Below are 16,630 nucleotides of genomic sequence, written 5' to 3' on the forward strand. Positions count from 1 at the left end.
TTTAGAAGATATTGAAGATGAAGACGAGAAAGAATTAGAATCTGAAATGGAACATTTAATTACATTAGCGGGAGAGTTTTACGATAGAGAAATGGAACGATATGAAGAGTAAATCACTCTTCATATCCGTTTTTAAGAGCATATACGGCTAAACCTACTCTGGTTTTTAATTCTAGTTTTTCAAAAAGACTATCTCTATAATTTTCAATAGTACGAGGGCTACAAAACATTTTTTCAGCAATTTCTTTGTATGTCATTTCTGTAATGGTATATTTTAGAAACTCTTTTTCTCTATCTGAAATGCTGATACCATTTGTTAATTTGCCATTTGCATGTAGTGTAGATAAAACTTTACTGGTAGCCCATTCTTGAAAATATTGTCCATTTTTTACCATTTTATCTAACGCTTCTTCTAATTCTTTTGGATGTGCATTTTTGAGTAAGTAACCTTTTGCACCATTTTTAATCATTTTTATTAAGCTATATTCATCATCTTGCATGCTTAATGCCATAATTAAAATAGAAGAATGTTTGGTTTTTAACCAATTAGCTGTTTCAAATCCATCCATTATTGGCATACTAATATCTAAGAGAATTATATCAGGAAGGGGGGCAGAATGCATTTTTTTTTGTAGTTCTGCACCATTTTCGCATACATATAAAACATCGTAGTTTTCAAAATTAGAAATAATACTAGCTAAGGCATTAGCAATTAAAATATGATCATCTACAATAACTATCTTTTTTTTCATTTTGAAAAGGGAATTTGAATGATTAATTTAGTTCCGTTGTTTTCTTTACTTTCTAAGGTATATGTGCCATCAATCATTTCGGATCTTTTCTTCATATTTAGCAAACCTATTCCATTAGATTGTTGAGAAATATCAAAACCTATTCCATCGTCTTTTAAAGTAAGTTGGATGTAATTTCTCCTTTTTTCTAATGTAACAGTAATGTTTTTACATTTAGAATGTTTTATACTATTTTGAATAAATTCTTGTGTAATGCGCAATAGTATACTTTTACTTTGATAACTAGGAATATCAATACTCTCTTGGCAAGAGAAATGTACTTCACATTTTTTCAATTCACTAATCTTTTTGCATTCTTGTTTTATTAAATCAACTAACGAGTTTTGTTCTATATTATTATCGGTTAAAGATTTTGATAATTGCCTTAACTCGCCTAATGAATCATTTATGATAGTACTAATATTTTCAATGTTTTCAGTAATATTTGGTGCTTTATTTTCATAAGCTAATTGTTGGGTATACAAACTAGCAAGCGTTAATTTCTGACCAATATTATCATGAATTTCTCTACCAATATATTGCATAGTTTGTGTTTGTATTTCCAATTGGGTGGTTAGTAATTCTTGTTCGTGCTCTTTCTGTTGCAGGAATAGTTTATTTTCATGTTCTTTTTTCTTTTGCTTATATTGTTTTATAAAAACAATTATCCCTAATAAGAACAGAATAAAAAATAAATTAAAAAGTATTATAGTGACTATAATTTCGCTTTTCCCCATATAAAAGATGCTGTAAATAATAAATACATTAAACAATTTGAAAGTAAAAAATAAAGGTAATACATATTCCATATTTCTGGCTCTTTTACAATTAAATTGTACAAACCAAAAAAAGGTAAAGTGCCTACATAAAATAGCATAATGCCCATATTAATATAAAACATTTTATTCTGTTTAAACTTTAAAATGGCGTCATTTTTTATTTGTTTCTGAAATTCTAAAAATACCAAAATCATTAATAAAAAGGAACCCACTGTATAATTAAACGAATACACTACTTTTAATCGAGCAAAATACAATTCTATAGGAATAAAAGAAAGAACATATAATAGTAAAAATAACCAGAATATGCTTTTCTTTTTTAAGGATTGATAGGCGTAAAGCCAATAGAAAAAAATGAATTGCAACGGAATAACAATATATGCATGAAAAAATTGTTTTTTAATGCCTAAACTTGGAACTAATTTTACAATACAAACATCACATAAAAATATTATAAACAAGTAGAATGTAAACCATTTCCAGTAGGTTTCTTTTATTGTTTTATAATATACTAACGCTATTAACGAAGCTATTATTTCTAGCAAGAATAGAAGATTGGATAATTCTGGTTGATAATTAAGCATAAGCGTATTTTAAAATCCCATTAAACCTGCCGGATCACCTGGAGGAATAAGACTCCCATGGTTTTGAGAACCTGTAGTATTAGTGTTGTCATCTTCTGACTTTAAACTTAAGGCAGCAGTCTTGTTTGCAGGGGTATAATTATAGGCATAACCAGCTCTGTCGTAAAGACCAGTAGAAAAAGTATTTGAATCTAATGGATTAAAATCAAAAGTAGTAGTACCTTTTGTTCTAGTTGGAATCATTACTAAAGTGTGTAAATGCCCATATTCATTTCTAATTGAATTGCTAGCTAAAAATGGAACTAAATCGTCGTGATTTTTCCATTTGTCAATTGGAGGATAAGCGGCATAATAAATGCGTACACCAAGTTCCTTAGCTGTTATTTTATCAGTAAGATTTACGGATCTATCTAAAGATTCTTTTTCAATGTGATAAATAAATTTTTTTAAAGTATCTAATTTAAATGCAATAGCACGAGCATCTCCAAAATTTGTGAATTCTGAAAGTTGATTAATTGTTTTTAGTTGATTTTCTTTGTATTTGTCTACCATTTCATGAATTAATCCTACTTCTAATTCACTCATACTTTCATTACTATAATCCAAACATATTTTATTTGGTGTGCCACAAGGACAAGGATTCTTTTTAGGAGGGAATTTATATACATAAACTCCAAATGCTATTACTATTACAATTAAAAGTGTTGTTGTTATCATGTTTAATTTTTTTAAGTTATGAAATTACTTGTTTTTCTTTTTACAAAGAAACAATACTTCCTACTTTTTTTTAAAAGTGGATACACGTTTTCTGAATAGGGTGAAATAACCCTAAAAACACCTTGTTTTTCCTTTTAGATTTAACGTTTAATACTCATCAATTCTATTTTAAATGTTTATCAATTTTGTCTAAGATAAACAGGGAAACCGAAAACTGTAGTAAGAGTAGGTAAAAAATTTAAAAATAGTATTATGCCAAATTTAGTAGCAGAATTAAACAGTTTAGACTTTAGTGTCTACATTGGAGGACCATTACAAGCAGCAGTTCAAGCGCAAAATGCAGCTTCAATGGCACAAGTTAATTTTATTCAATCTGTAGGTTTTGAAGAAGATCCTTCCTCTACACCCACAAATCCTTTACCCAAAAAATTAAGATATGTAGATTTTAATTATAAAAAATCTATTCCTAATCCAGATTATGATTCGAATTCGCCAACAGGTCCATCAAATCAAAAATTTATTGATAGTGAAGTAACCATTGCAGTACCTTTCTTAACAACTTTAAGTATTCCTAGCTTAAGAATAGAAGAAGTAGTTATTGATTTCAATGCTAAATTAACTTCTACTGAAACTTCAAACGTTTCCAATGAATTTGCCGCATCAGCTGATTTAGGAATTAACTATAAGATTGTAAATTTTAAAGCATCGGCTTCCTACAAAAGAACTTCTAATTCGGGTACAAATATTGAAAAAACCTATAATATGGGAGTGCATGTTAGAGCTGTAAATGACGAAATTCCAGCAGGATTAGATAGAGTTCTAACTATGTTAGAAGATAGTATTGCGAGTGTAAACAATTAATAAGTTTAATTATAGATGGGTTACTTTTTGGAGTAACCTGTCTTTTAAAAATAAAAATATGCCAAATTTAAACGAATATTTAGGAAGTGTAATGACTAGTATAACTAATGCAAGAGTTATTTCAGATTTACAAACCACAAAAATAGCTGAACAATATGCCAACCATCAATTTTTGCAACATTTTTCTGTACCTAGAATGCGTATTGAAGATATTGAAATGACAATACCTGTTGGGATTAGTTCAACGAATGTTCTGTCTGATTTACAATTAGAACCAATACAAAAAGACCAATTAAGTACTTCTATTTATACATCAGTAATAAATATATTAAAGTTATCCATTACTAATGATGATATAAAGGCAAAATTTCAAAATGCAATTCAAAGTCAAATTAATGAATTTGTAAATAAGATTGAAGTTACTAATTATACTGATTTAGTTAGTCTATATAGTGATACCATTTCAGAGAAGTGTTACATTCTGGCAACTGAAAATAATTTGATTACCAAAACTATTAAAATTAGAGTTACTCCTGAAAATATGGCTTTATCACTTCAGAAAATTATGCATGAAGCTATTGTTGTGACAAAAAAAGAAAAAAGTATAGAAAATCTGGATGTAATTGTAGAAGCTAGCAAACTAAAAGAATTTGCTCCAGAAAGTTTAGTATATATTAAATTGAAAATCTCAGAAGAAGGAATGGAATGGAATAATTCGGAAAATAGTAAAGGAGAAGTTGTTTCAAAATTATTACCAGAATAAAAAAATAATAAAAATGAAAAAATCTATTTTAAATTTAATATATGTTTTGAGAGAAAAATTAATAGAATTTCCTATTCTAGTTAATCGTTTAGAACATAAAGAAGTTCATTTCTTAGAACATTTATTTATTTGGATGAAAACAGTAGAAGAAATATTATCTACTTACAACATAAGCGAAACTTCTGAAATAGCTGGATTAAGAAGTAAAATTATAGCTCAAAGATTTAATGAATCAAACAGTAATTCTAAAAAGAAAGTTGTTTTAAAAGCGGCTTCAGAAGTATTATATGACCTTCAGAAGACAATTTTAGAAGTAGTTAAGCCATTTGAAAAAAAAACGCAAGAATCAAGAGATTTAGTAAGACAAATGTTGTTGATAATTGGAGAAATGAAATTAATTCATTATGATTTTGATCAACCTTTTGAACAATTTGTAAATACAATTTGGGAATTAATTATTTCTAATGATCAATTAAAAGCAGGTGCTATTAAATTAAAAACAGATCTACCTTTGACAGATATTAGACTTCTAATAGCTGAAGAGATTAATTTAGAAGATTTTCAGAATGTAGACAACTAAAAACTACTTATTAAAATAATGATTTAACAAAATTTGAGCAGCAGCAAAAGGTGATATTTCATTGTTTTGAACCGCTTTTTTATTTGCTTCCAGCAAAGTAATAATTTCAGGATGATGGTAAAAACGATTTTTTAATTGCTCATTAATCGTTTCTAGCATCCAAAACTGATTTTGTTCTTGTCTTTTACGTTCAAAATAGGTATTGCTTTTGGTTATTTCAAGATAATCTGCTATCAATTGCCATACCGAATCAATATCCTCTTTAGCGATAGCACTACAGGTTGTAACTTTGGGTGTCCAACCACTTTTCTTTGCAGGAAACAGATGTAGTGCTCTATTAAATTCTGTTTTTGCTAATTTCGCTTTTGCCTTATTATCGCCATCGGCTTTGTTAATAACAATGGTGTCAGCCATTTCCATGATACCTCTTTTAATGCCTTGTAATTCATCTCCAGCACCTGCAATCTTTAGTAAGAGAAAGAAATCAACCATACTGTGAACTGCTGTTTCACTTTGACCAACACCAACGGTTTCTATAATAATGGTATCAAACCCACAAGCTTCGCATAAAATGATAGTCTCTCTAGTTTTTCTGGCTACACCACCTAAACTATCACCAGAAGCGCTTGGTCTAATGAAAGCATTTTCATCTTTTACTAATTCTTCCATTCGGGTTTTATCACCCAAAATACTTCCATGACTTATAGACGAACTAGGATCAACTGCTAAAACAGCTACTTTTTTACCTAAGGAAGTAAGATATTTCCCAAAAGCTTCAATAAAAGTAGATTTTCCCACTCCAGGAACACCTGTTATTCCTATTCTTACCGATTGATTAGCATAGGGTAAACAGCCTTGGATTACTTCATTAGCTTTCTCAGTATGTGATTCATTGGTACTTTCTATAAGTGTGATGGCTCTACTTAAAGCAATTTTATCTCCTTTAGTAATGGCTGTAATTAATTCTTTAGCCGAAGGTTGTTTTCTACGAAATTGTAAAATATTTTGAGCAACAGTAGAACTAATAGAGTCGGGTTGCTGTACTCCATTAATTTCTGATAAAGCCGATTTATTATTTTTATTTTCCAAAATCCTAGTTGTTGTTGTAAAAGTACAATTTTTTTGAAAAAAATAAGGTTTCCGATGGCGAATCGAATAAAGCTTATACCTTTGTGTTTTTTTAGGACTACATGGACAATATTTTACTATTATTTATTTGTTTATTCATAGGTATTGCTTTTCAATTTGTGAAAGCATTTCCTAAAAACATGCATGTGTCTTTAAATCAGTTTGTTATTTATATTTCTCTTCCTGCATTAGGATTATATTACATCCCTAAAATTCAAATCTCTAGCGCTTTGTTATATCCTTTAGGAATAGCTTGGTTGGGATTTATCTTATCGTTTGTGTTTTTTTATGGTTTAGGAAAATATTTTGGTTGGTCTAAAAAATTAATTGGTTTTTTAATTGTTACTGCTGGTTTAGGAAATACGTCGTTTGTTGGTTTTCCTGTGATTGAAGCATTATACGGAAATGAAGGTTTAAAAACAGCTATTATTGTGGATCAGCCAGGTTCCTTTGTAGTTATGGCTACTTTAGGCATTATTACAGCAACGTTATTTTCTAGAGAAGTATTGAGTGCCAAAACAATGGTATTAAGAATTGCTCTTTTTCCTCCATTTATTGCTTTTTCTATAGCTTTACTAATGAATTTTATACAAATCGATTTTCCTATGGTGTTGCAAAGTGTTTTTCAGCGCATTGGAAGTACGGTTACACCTATTGCGTTAGTAGCAGTAGGCTTACAATTAAAAATCGAAAGAAACAGTAAACATTGGAAATTTTTGTGGTTAGGGTTAGGCTTTAAATTGCTACTAACACCTTTGTTTTTTTACATTTTATATAAAAAAATAACACATGCTTCTGGTATAATGATTGATGTATCCATTATGGAAGCAGCCATGGCACCGATGATAACAGGTGTAATTTTAGCCTCTAGTTATGGCTTAAAACCCAAATTAGGTAGTATGATGATTGGAATTGGTATTCCTTTGTCGTTTATTACATTAGCTTTATGGTATTGGATTCTCAATACATTTTAATACATTTATACAAACTATTTATTTATGTCTTTTACTTCTGATATTCTTCTTTCGCTTCAAAATATAGTAGGTGCGTCTTATGTGTTTACAGATGAGGAAACTAGACAAAATTATGGTCATGATGAAACCGAAGATTATAATTTTCCTCCTCAAGTTGTGGTAAAACCAAAAACGCCTGAGGAAATTTCAGCTATTATGAAATTAGCTACTCAAAATAAAATACCAGTTACCCCTATAGGAGCTAAAACAGGATTAAGTGGTGGTGCATTGAGTATTTATGGTGGAATAGGCCTTTCCATGGAACGATTCAATTCGGTAATAGAAGTAGACGATAAAAACCTTCAAGTAATTGTCGAACCAGGAGTTATTACACAAGTTTTGAAAGATGCAGTAGCAGAAAAAGGCTTGTTTTATCCTGTTGATCCGAGTAGTTTAGGAAGTTGTTTTATTGGTGGTAATATCGCTGAAAATTCGGGAGGAGCAAGAGCCGTTAAATATGGAGTTACCAAAGATTATGTGTTGAATTTAGAAGTCGTTTTACCCAATGGCGAAATTATTTGGACAGGTGCCAACACGTTAAAAAATTCGACAGGCTATAATTTAACCCAATTAATGGTCGGGAGTGAAGGTACGTTAGGAATTATTACAAAAATTGTATTAAAATTAATTCCTAAAGTCACCCATAATATATTAATGTTAGTGCCTTTTTATAAAGCTGATCAAGCTTGTGAAGCAGTTTCTGCTATTTTTAGAGCTGGAATTGTTCCCAGTGCCTTAGAATTTATGGAAAGAGACGCGATTGATTGGACTATGAAATATGTTGATGGAGTCAGTGTGCCCATAAAAGAGGAAATACAAGCTCATCTTTTAATAGAAGTAGATGGCAACTATCCTGAAGTTTTGTTTCAAGAAGCCGAAAAAATAACGACCGTTTTAGAGCAATTTGAGATTGATGAAGTGTTGTTTGCTGATACAGAAGATCAAAAAAATGCCTTATGGAAATTAAGAAGAGCTGTTGGCGAAGCGGTAAAATCAAATTCAGTTTATAAAGAAGAAGACACGGTGGTGCCAAGATATGCGTTACCCGTCTTATTAAAAGGAGTGAAAGATGCTGGAAGAAAATATGGTTTTCATACGGTTTGTTATGGACATGCAGGTGATGGAAATTTACATATTAATATTGTGAAAGGGGATATGTCTGATGATAACTGGATTACAGAAGTGCCAAAAGGAATCGTTGAAATTTTTGAATTAACCGTACAATTAAACGGAACACTTTCTGGGGAACACGGCATTGGATATGTACAAAAAGACTATATGCCTTTGGCTTTTAATCCTACAGAACTGAATTTAATGAAAGGTATTAAAAAGCTTTTCGATCCTCTTACTATTATGAATCCAGGGAAAGTGCTACCAGATACATTGTAAGCTTAATAAAATGCTAATTAAAAATAAATTAAACAAATTTCCCATCAATCATTACTTGCTCTATTAAATTATTGCCAAATTCATAAGGCAACTGATAGTAAGAGGTAAGAGGTTTGGTTATAATAATATTGGCTTTTTTACCTTTGGTAATGCTTCCATGTGTTGCAGAAATTCCCATAGCGTAAGCTCCGTTAATAGTAGCGGCGTTAATAGCTTCTTCTGGAGTCATTTTCATTTTTATACAAGCAGTTGCAACAACAAAATTCATATTGCCCGAAGGGGTTGTTCCTGGGTTATAATCTGTAGCTAAGGCCAAAGGTAATCCTGCAGCAATCATTTTTCTGGCTGGTGTGTATGGTATGCTAATAAAATAAGAACAACTAGGTAAAGCTACTGGCATAGTTTTACTGTTTTTTAACACTGCAATGTCTGCATCGGTTAGAACTTCTAAATGGTCAACTGATAAAGCTTCATGAGCTACACAAGCAGCTATGCCATCTATAGTGGTAAACTGATTAACGTGTATTTTTGCAGGCAAACCAAATTTTTTCCCAGCTTCCATTATTTTAATTGTTTCTTCAACTGAAAAATAACCCGTTTCTAAGAATGCATCAATATAGTCTGCTAAATTTTCTGCTGCAATCTGTGGTAACATTTCATTAATAATCAAATCAATATAAGCGGTATGGTTTTCTTTGTATTCTGAAGGAAAGGCATGAGCTCCTAAAAACGTTGCCTTAATTGGTAAACTATAATTTTCTTTTAATCGTTGAATCACGCGAAGCATTTTTAATTCACCAGCTACCGTTAAACCATAACCTGATTTAATTTCAACAGCTCCAGTACCTAATTGTATGACTTCTTCTAAACGCTTTTTAGATTCTTCATAAATTATGTCTTCTGGTGTTTCATTTAATTTTTTTGCTGAATTCAAAATGCCACCACCACGATTCGCAATTTCTTCATATGATAAGCCATTAATTCGATCTACAAATTCCTGAATTCTATTTCCGGCATATACAATGTGAGTATGACTATCCACCCAAGTAGGTAAAATTACTTTTCCTGTAGCATCTATAACAGTTCCATATTCTAATTTTGGACAGTTTTCCATAGAGCCAAAATCAACTATAGTATCATCTTGTATCAATAAATACGCATTGTCAATTTTAGGTAAAATAGCCATGTCTTCCCCTGAAACTATGGCTATTCCTTCATTTCTTACTTGTACTAATTCTTTTATATTGATAAAGAGGGTTTGCATACTATATTTTTTTGTAAAAATAAGTACGATTTTTTTAAAAACCAGTACCTTTAGCTTTAAAACTGATTATTTTGAGAAAAATTAGATATAAAAAAGGAAGAAAAGTAAATGTTACCAACCTAGAATATACAGGTGTTTATACAGACAAAGTTGCTGAAATGCAATTGTTTGTGTACAATGAACAAAAGGTAATAGAATTGCAAAATATAACGGTTGAAAAATTTAATGATGTAAAAGATGCCACTCAAAATAATTGGCTCAATATTCATGGTTTAAATGATGTGGGGTTAATTAAATCTTTGGCAGAAAATTTACAACTCAATACTATTATTGTTTCTGATATTTTAAATATTTCAAGAGGAACCCGTTTAGATGAATTAGATGACACCTTGTTTTTTAGTATTAAATCTATTTTACCCAATGAAAGTGATGATGATACCATTCTAATTGAGCAAATTAGTTTCTTATTGCAAGACAATTTAATTGTTTCTTTTCAAGAAAAGAGAGGCGATTTTTTTACACATATAAGAGAACGTTTAAGAGAAAATACAGGTATTGTGCGTAAAAAGAGTGTCGACTATTTATTATACTTAATGCTCGATTCTATTATTGAAAATTTTTATATTACTATTGAAAATAAAGAAAACAATATAGAATCTCTTTTACTAGCTTCTAAAACAGCTGATAGCCCTGTAATTATGGAAGATATTGAACAATTAAGAGAAATTTTTCACTTATTAAAAAGAGCTATTGTGCCTTTGAGAGATGCTTTGTTTACCATTAAAACCATAAAAGAAGATGATGATTTTAACTGTATTGAAGCTTCTAATTATATCTTTTTTGGCAGGTTGCATCAAAAAGCGTTAGAACTTTTAGAGCAAATAGATTATGATATGAAAAATTTAGATAGTGCTACTAATTTCTTCTACACCGCTCAAAATCATAAAATGAATGAGGTAATGAAAACATTAACAGTAATTTCTTCTGTTTTTTTACCGCTAACATTTATTGTAGGTTTATATGGAATGAACTTCAAATACATTCCAGAACTCAATTATAAATACGGTTATTTTGTTACGCTAGGCGTTATGTTTATTTTAGTATTGCTTATGCTATATTATTTTAAAAAGAAAAAATGGTTTTAACTAAATTAAATCATTTCTTTTGGATTTACCCAAAGATCAAAATCTGTAGCAGAAACATAACCTAATCGAACGGCTTCTTCTTTTAAAGTAGTACCGTTTTTGTGAGCAGTTTGAGCAATTTCTGCAGCTTTGTAGTAACCAATTTTTGTATTTAAAGCTGTAACGAGCATTAAAGAATTATTAACTAATTCGTCTATTTTAGATTGATTAGCTGTAATTCCCTTAGCACAATGTTCGTTAAACGAATGACATGCATCTCCTAATAAATTAGCTGATTGTAGAAAATTAGCAATAAGCATTGGTTTAAAAACATTCAATTCATAATGACCTTGCGTAGCACCAATGGTTATCGCTACATCATTTCCCATTACTTGTGCACTTACCATAGTTAGTGCTTCGCATTGTGTAGGGTTTACTTTTCCAGGCATAATAGAAGAACCAGGTTCGTTTTCAGGAAGCAAAAGTTCACCTATTCCAGATCGAGGTCCTGAAGCCATCATTCGAATATCGTTAGCAATTTTATTTAGACTTACTGCTACTTGTTTTAAAGCGGCATGGCTTTCCACAATAGCATTATGTGCTGAAAGTGACTCAAATTTATTGGGAGCAGTTACAAATGGTAAACCTGTAAATTTTGAAATATAATCAGCCACTAAATTAGCGTATCCTTTTGGAGTATTTAAACCAGTTCCTACAGCTGTTCCTCCTAAAGCTAATTCTGATAAGCCATGTAATGATTGTTTGATTGTTTTTAGACCATTTGTGAGTAGTTGCGCATAGCCAGAAAATTCTTGCCCTAAAGTAAGAGGTGTAGCATCCATTAAGTGGGTGCGACCAATTTTAACGATATCTTTAAATTGTTCGGCTTTATTGGCTAGTGTGAGTTGTAAATGTTCTATTTGAGGAATTGTTTTTTCAACTAATATCTTATAAGCAGCGATATGCATTGCGGTTGGAAAAGTATCATTTGAAGATTGCGATTTGTTTACATCATCATTTGCTTTTAAAACAGGTTCTTCTCCCATTTTTTTTCCAGATAAAATTTGTGCTCGATTTGCAATCACTTCGTTTACATTCATATTTGATTGTGTTCCCGAACCTGTTTGCCAAATAACTAACGGAAACTGGTCGTTCAGTTTTTCGGCTAAAATTTCTTCACAAACTGTTGTAATTAACGCTCTTTTTTCTGAAGATAACACACCTAATTCTTCATTGGTATATGCAGCAGCTTTTTTTAAATAAGCAAATGCTTTTATGATTTCAAAAGGCATTGAAGCCTCAGGACCTATTTTAAAATTATTTCTTGAACGCTCTGTTTGTGCGCCCCATAATTTCTCTTTTGGAACTTGTACTTCTCCTAAAGTATCTTTTTCTATTCTATATTCCATGATTGTTTTCTTAGTTCTTTTTATAAAATTACAATTTCTGAATTTTGTACCGAAATAAAAATTGTTATTATATTGCTAAAAAAGATAATTCCTATTATCTTTGGCAAGAATTCATAAATTCCGGAAAACATGTTTGAATTTGATCAGTATTTAGGTTTTTTACTTTTCTTAACTATTTTAACAATAGGTTTTTGGTTAATGATATTTTTAGCTTCATTTGTTCCTTATTGGATTGGTGGTGCTATTACTGAGTTAATCAAAGAGAAAAGAGCTAAGAAACAGCAGGAACAAGAATAATTAGTATTGTTTCAAAATAAAAAAGGAATGCTTTTGCATTCCTTTTTTATTTTATCCCATAAAATCGTCACCACCGCCATCATCAGATCTTTTTTGATTTTCTCTTTCGTTTTTCTTTTTGTTAAATCTATAGGTGAATGAAAGCGTAATTTGTCTTTGTCTCCATTGAAATTCAGAATAACTGCTTACAGTAGGTAAACTAATTTCTGAACGTCTTTTTCTAGAGTTAAATAAATCGCTAACATTTAAAGCAATAGTACCTTTGTCTTTTAAAACATCTTTACTAAATGCTAAGTTAACACTTGTCATCGATTTGTTTTTACCTTGCGCATTTGTTTGAGGTGCCATGTATGTAGCATTGGCTTGCCAATCTACTTTGTAAGGCAATGATATTTTTGAAGATAATCTTGTAAACCAACTCGTAGCAGTATTATCAAAATTTTGTACTACTACTTCGTCTAAATAGTTTGTATAGCTGTAATCTCCTTTGGTTTCATTTCTAAATAAATTAAAATTAGTATTTAATTTCCACCATTTGTAAGGAGAATAATTTACATTAAATTCAAAACCAGCTCTAATTTCGGTTGCTAAGTTAATAGGTGTAGACTCTATTACGGGAACGCCTTCAACAAATAAACCAGATTCTCGTCTAATAAACTGGAAAGAATCGTCAGTCAAATTAACATAAGCAGACGTATTAAAGGTTACTTTTTTCCATCTTTTTAAATAGCCTAAATCAAATGAGTTTGTATAAGCTGGATTTAAATCGGGATTACCTCTAAAAATGTTAATTCTACTAGAATAACTTGAGAAAGGGTTTAAAAAACGACCTCTTGGTCTATTAATTCTTCTACTGTAGCTTAAACTTACGCTACTGCTTTCAGAAAACTCATAATTTATTGTAGCTGTAGGGAAGAAGTTATTGTATTTTTTAGTGTTATAATCATTGGAAGAAATAGAGTTTACTTCAATGTTGCTATCTTCAAATCGAACTCCTGCAAAGTATGAGAATTTATCTATTTTTGATCCAAATTGCATGTAAAATGCATTTACATATTCTTTGTATTCTAGTAAATTTGAATAATCTTCATTGCGAATCCAGTTTCCAGCAACACCAAGTGAGTCAATTTGGAAATCGGTAATATTTCTTTGGAAATTACCTCTGTATCCTGCTTCAAATCTTGATTCTTTTCCTAAAGGTAACACATAGTCAGCTTGAAATAGATTGCGTTTTTGATCTTGCGGATTTAAGGTTCTTTCTACAAATAAACTAGAAGGGACGTTAATAATTTGGTCATAAATAACAGAATTATCTCTTTCTCTATTCTCAGAAAAAGCCATGTCTATTGTTAATTTATGGTCTTCTTTTTTAAAGTTTTTAGTAAAATTTGTAGCATATTCAAAAGTAAAATCTTTACTTCTTTGATCGTTAAAACGATTTTGAGTGAAAGTTGAATTTCTATTTACGTCATAATTATAAAAGAATACATTATCTGGATTTTCACCTCTACTATTTTGGATAGTCAATGAATTGGTCCATGTTGTCGTTTTGTCGATAAATAATTCAATCCCAAAATTAGAATTATACCCTTTATTTAAACGTTCATTGGTTCTTCTTTCATCAATAAAAATGCTATTTGGATTTGCATTTGGGCTTAAATAGTGAGCATCCGTTAAAGAGTTTCCTAAACTCGTTCTGTAATTATAACCAATGTTAGAAAACAAATTGAATTTTTCACTTCTAAAGTTTAAACTGGTATTACCACTATAACTCTCAGGATCACCAGCCGAAACCACAAAAGAACCGTTTAAGCCTTGTGCTTTTCCTTTACGTAAAACAATATTAATGATTCCACCACCACCTTCTGCATCATAACGAGCAGATGGATTAGTAATCACTTCTACCTTTTCAACAGCATCCGCTGGAAGCATTTTTAAAGCATCAGCAATATTTATGCCTGCTAAACCAGAAGGTTTTCCATCGATTAAAATACGAACATTTTCATTACCTCTTAAAGCAACTGTTCCTTCAGGATCTACGGTTACAGAAGGCACATTATCTAAAACATCACTTACAGTTCCTCCTTTTACAATCATATCTTTACCTACATTATACACTTTTTTGTCTAGTTTAATTTCTACTGTAGAACGTTCAGCAATAACTTCTACACCTGCTAATTGTGCAATGTCAGCTTCTAAATAAACAGTACCAAAATCGGTATTGGTATTATAGGTTTTGTTTTTATATTCTATGGTTTTAAATGAGATATATTCAAAACGGACATTATATGTTCCAGCTGGGACTTCAAAACTGAAGTTTCCATCTAAATCTGTAACGCTACCGTTTAATTTTTCAGGATTTTTAGCATCTTGAAAAACAACAGTTGCATATTCCAATGGTAGTGAAGTACCTTTTTCAAATATTTTACCAGTAATTCTAATCTTTTTTACATCTGGTTTTTGGGCAAAAACCACTGTAGTTAATAGCAGTAGGGAGAAAAGTTGTAGTCTTTTAAGCATGATTAAATTAATTATTTCCTTATAAGACAGCAAATTTAGACCTAGGTTTAACCTAGATTTCCCAATTGTTTGTTAAATATTTCCTAGTATTTTGTTAACAGCTTCTTTTGGTCTAGCAATTACAGCTTGATTATCTTTAACAATAATTGGCCTTTCAATAAGTTTAGGGTGTAATAGCATGGCATCAATTATTTCATTGTCTGTTAGGTTTTTACCTTTGTATTCTTCGATCCATATTTTTTCTTTGGTACGTACTAATTCTAGAGGTTTTATACCTAATTTTTCAATTACATTTGTTAATTCTTCTTTTGTAAAAGGGTCGTCCAAATATCTTCTGATAACAAAAGGTTGGTTGTATTTTTCAATTTCGCTTAAACCTTCTCTAGATTTAGTGCATCTTGGATTGTGGTAAATGATAATCATAGTGTTTTTAAATTTATTACAAAGAAAATGATATTATATTTTGTAGCAAAATATGTAACTTTAACCCATAACATTAAATTATATTCAAAACTATGTATCTAGAGCAAGTTAAAACGTTTAAAACACATCCATTTTTATATTTTATTTTACCAATATTATTTACATTACTGATTGGTGTTAATTATATTTTTAGTATGGATGTTGATACTAATGATGTCATTGCTCAAACTATTGATTCAATAGGCGTTAACGCTACTTTTGTTTTAATGATTATTCCTTTGTCTTTAGGTTTGTTTTTTGTTTGGTTTTGGGTTAAAGTGGTGCAGCAGCAATCTATAACAAGTTTAACAACGTCTCGTGCTAAAGTTGACTTTAAACGTATTTTCTTTTCTTTTTTTCTTTGGGGAAGTATTACAGCGATTATGACATATGTTGCCTATATAGCACAACCAGAGAATTTTGTTTTTAATTTTAAGCTTGAGAAATTTGCTGTTTTTTTTGTTTTGGCCATAATTTTAATCCCTTTACAAACCAGTTTTGAAGAATATTTATTTAGAGGGAATTTAATGCAAGGTTTAGCATTAGTAACTAAAAACCGACTTATAGCATTACTAATTCCTGCCATATTATTTGGATTAATGCATGTTGCCAATCCTGAAGTAGGCAAAATTGGGCCTATTATTATGATATATTATATAGGTACTGGATTGTTTTTGGGTATTCTTACCATAATGGATGAAGGTTTGGAATTGGCTTTGGGTTTTCATGCTGCCAATAATTTGATAGGTGCTTTATTAGTTACTGCTGATTGGACTGCTTTTCAAACCCATTCTATCTTAAAAGATGTTTCCGAACCTACTGGTTCTTTTGAAATTATCTTACCTATTTTTGTGATATTTCCCATTTTACTATTTATATTCTCTAAAATCTACAAATGGAATAACTGGAAAGAGAAATTAACAGGAACGATTGATTTAAATTAATTTTT

At 30.4% G+C, this 16,630-nt stretch carries 17 protein-coding genes; 8 read left to right on the forward strand and 9 right to left on the reverse strand.

Going from position 1 to position 16,630, the window contains the following annotated elements:
- Positions 1-113 precede the first annotated feature (113 nt).
- Genes CX675_RS12765 through CX675_RS12780 form a run of 4 tightly spaced genes read right to left on the reverse strand, consistent with a single transcriptional unit; the run spans position 114 to position 2,871 of the window.
- Positions 114-752: a response regulator transcription factor gene (locus CX675_RS12765; protein ID WP_130735628.1), complete on the reverse strand. Its 639-nt coding sequence runs from the start codon at positions 750-752 to the stop codon at positions 114-116.
- The gene (locus CX675_RS12770; RefSeq protein WP_130735629.1) at positions 749-1,528 is read right to left on the reverse strand and encodes a sensor histidine kinase; all 780 of its coding nucleotides are present in this window, start codon (positions 1,526-1,528) and stop codon (positions 749-751) included. The genes CX675_RS12765 and CX675_RS12770 overlap by 4 nt, the downstream gene beginning before the upstream one ends.
- Positions 1,507-2,154 carry a hypothetical protein gene (locus CX675_RS12775; protein WP_130735630.1) on the reverse strand — a complete coding sequence of 216 codons (648 nt, stop codon included), beginning with the start codon at positions 2,152-2,154 and terminating at the stop codon, positions 1,507-1,509. Before CX675_RS12775 ends, CX675_RS12770 begins: the two co-directional genes overlap by 22 nt.
- A 9-nt stretch (positions 2,155-2,163) precedes the next feature.
- Entirely contained in the window at positions 2,164-2,871 is a 708-nt protein-coding gene (locus CX675_RS12780) for a hypothetical protein (protein ID WP_130735631.1), read from the reverse strand.
- Positions 2,872-3,123: 252 nt separating this feature from the next.
- On the opposite strand from CX675_RS12780, the gene CX675_RS12785 reads away from it, so the two are divergent.
- From CX675_RS12785 to CX675_RS12795, 3 genes are read left to right on the forward strand one after another with little or no spacing between them, the layout of a single operon-like run.
- Positions 3,124-3,732: a DUF2589 domain-containing protein gene (locus CX675_RS12785; RefSeq protein WP_130735632.1), complete on the forward strand. Its 609-nt coding sequence runs from the start codon at positions 3,124-3,126 to the stop codon at positions 3,730-3,732.
- 58 nt (positions 3,733-3,790) lie between these two features.
- Positions 3,791-4,495, forward strand: a complete 705-nt coding sequence (locus CX675_RS12790; RefSeq protein WP_130735633.1) for a hypothetical protein — start codon at positions 3,791-3,793, stop codon at positions 4,493-4,495.
- Positions 4,496-4,508: 13 nt separating this feature from the next.
- Complete coding sequence (locus CX675_RS12795; RefSeq protein WP_130735634.1) at positions 4,509-5,075, forward strand: hypothetical protein; 567 nt, start codon at positions 4,509-4,511, stop codon at positions 5,073-5,075.
- Positions 5,076-5,078: 3 nt separating this feature from the next.
- On the opposite strand, the gene meaB is transcribed toward CX675_RS12795, so the two are convergent.
- Positions 5,079-6,167, reverse strand: a complete 1,089-nt coding sequence (gene meaB, locus CX675_RS12800) for a methylmalonyl Co-A mutase-associated GTPase MeaB (protein WP_130735635.1) — start codon at positions 6,165-6,167, stop codon at positions 5,079-5,081.
- 98 nt (positions 6,168-6,265) lie between these two features.
- Here meaB and CX675_RS12805 point away from each other — a divergent pair, with 98 nt between their 5' ends.
- Complete coding sequence (locus tag CX675_RS12805; RefSeq protein WP_130735636.1) at positions 6,266-7,177, forward strand: AEC family transporter; 912 nt, start codon at positions 6,266-6,268, stop codon at positions 7,175-7,177.
- Positions 7,178-7,201: 24 nt separating this feature from the next.
- Entirely contained in the window at positions 7,202-8,605 is a 1,404-nt protein-coding gene (locus CX675_RS12810) for an FAD-binding oxidoreductase (RefSeq protein WP_130735637.1), read from the forward strand.
- Positions 8,606-8,633: 28 nt separating this feature from the next.
- Here the strand turns inward: CX675_RS12810 and hutI are convergent, their stop codons facing one another.
- Entirely contained in the window at positions 8,634-9,869 is a 1,236-nt protein-coding gene (gene hutI / locus CX675_RS12815; RefSeq protein WP_130735638.1) for an imidazolonepropionase, read from the reverse strand.
- A 71-nt stretch (positions 9,870-9,940) separates the two neighbouring features.
- On the opposite strand from hutI, the gene corA reads away from it, so the two are divergent.
- Positions 9,941-11,014, forward strand: coding sequence for a magnesium/cobalt transporter CorA (gene corA, locus CX675_RS12820; RefSeq protein WP_130735639.1), 1,074 nt, complete (start codon positions 9,941-9,943; stop codon positions 11,012-11,014).
- Positions 11,015-11,019: 5 nt separating this feature from the next.
- Here the strand turns inward: corA and fumC are convergent, their stop codons facing one another.
- A complete protein-coding gene (gene fumC, locus CX675_RS12825) occupies positions 11,020-12,402 on the reverse strand; it encodes a class II fumarate hydratase (RefSeq protein WP_130735640.1) in 1,383 nt (460 codons plus the stop codon).
- A 129-nt stretch (positions 12,403-12,531) separates the two neighbouring features.
- Between fumC and CX675_RS19850 the strand changes: the two genes are divergently transcribed.
- Complete coding sequence (locus CX675_RS19850) at positions 12,532-12,699, forward strand: hypothetical protein (protein ID WP_165396044.1); 168 nt, start codon at positions 12,532-12,534, stop codon at positions 12,697-12,699.
- Positions 12,700-12,750: 51 nt separating this feature from the next.
- Here CX675_RS19850 and CX675_RS12830 read toward each other — a convergent pair whose 3' ends face one another.
- Both CX675_RS12830 and arsC read right to left on the reverse strand, forming a co-directional pair.
- Positions 12,751-15,219 (reverse strand): TonB-dependent receptor domain-containing protein, encoded by a 2,469-nt coding sequence (locus CX675_RS12830; RefSeq protein ID WP_130735641.1) that lies wholly within the window; start codon positions 15,217-15,219, stop codon positions 12,751-12,753.
- Between the two features lie 72 nt (positions 15,220-15,291).
- Positions 15,292-15,642 carry an arsenate reductase (glutaredoxin) gene (gene arsC, locus CX675_RS12835; protein WP_130735642.1) on the reverse strand — a complete coding sequence of 117 codons (351 nt, stop codon included), beginning with the start codon at positions 15,640-15,642 and terminating at the stop codon, positions 15,292-15,294.
- 92 nt (positions 15,643-15,734) lie between these two features.
- Here arsC and CX675_RS12840 point away from each other — a divergent pair, with 92 nt between their 5' ends.
- On the forward strand, positions 15,735-16,625 hold the full coding sequence (locus tag CX675_RS12840; RefSeq protein ID WP_130735643.1) for a CPBP family intramembrane glutamic endopeptidase: 891 nt from the start codon (positions 15,735-15,737) through the stop codon (positions 16,623-16,625).
- Positions 16,626-16,630 lie beyond the last annotated feature (5 nt).

Source organism: Flavobacterium sp. J27 (assembly GCF_004303025.1).
Classification (GTDB): Bacteria; Bacteroidota; Bacteroidia; order Flavobacteriales; family Flavobacteriaceae; genus Flavobacterium.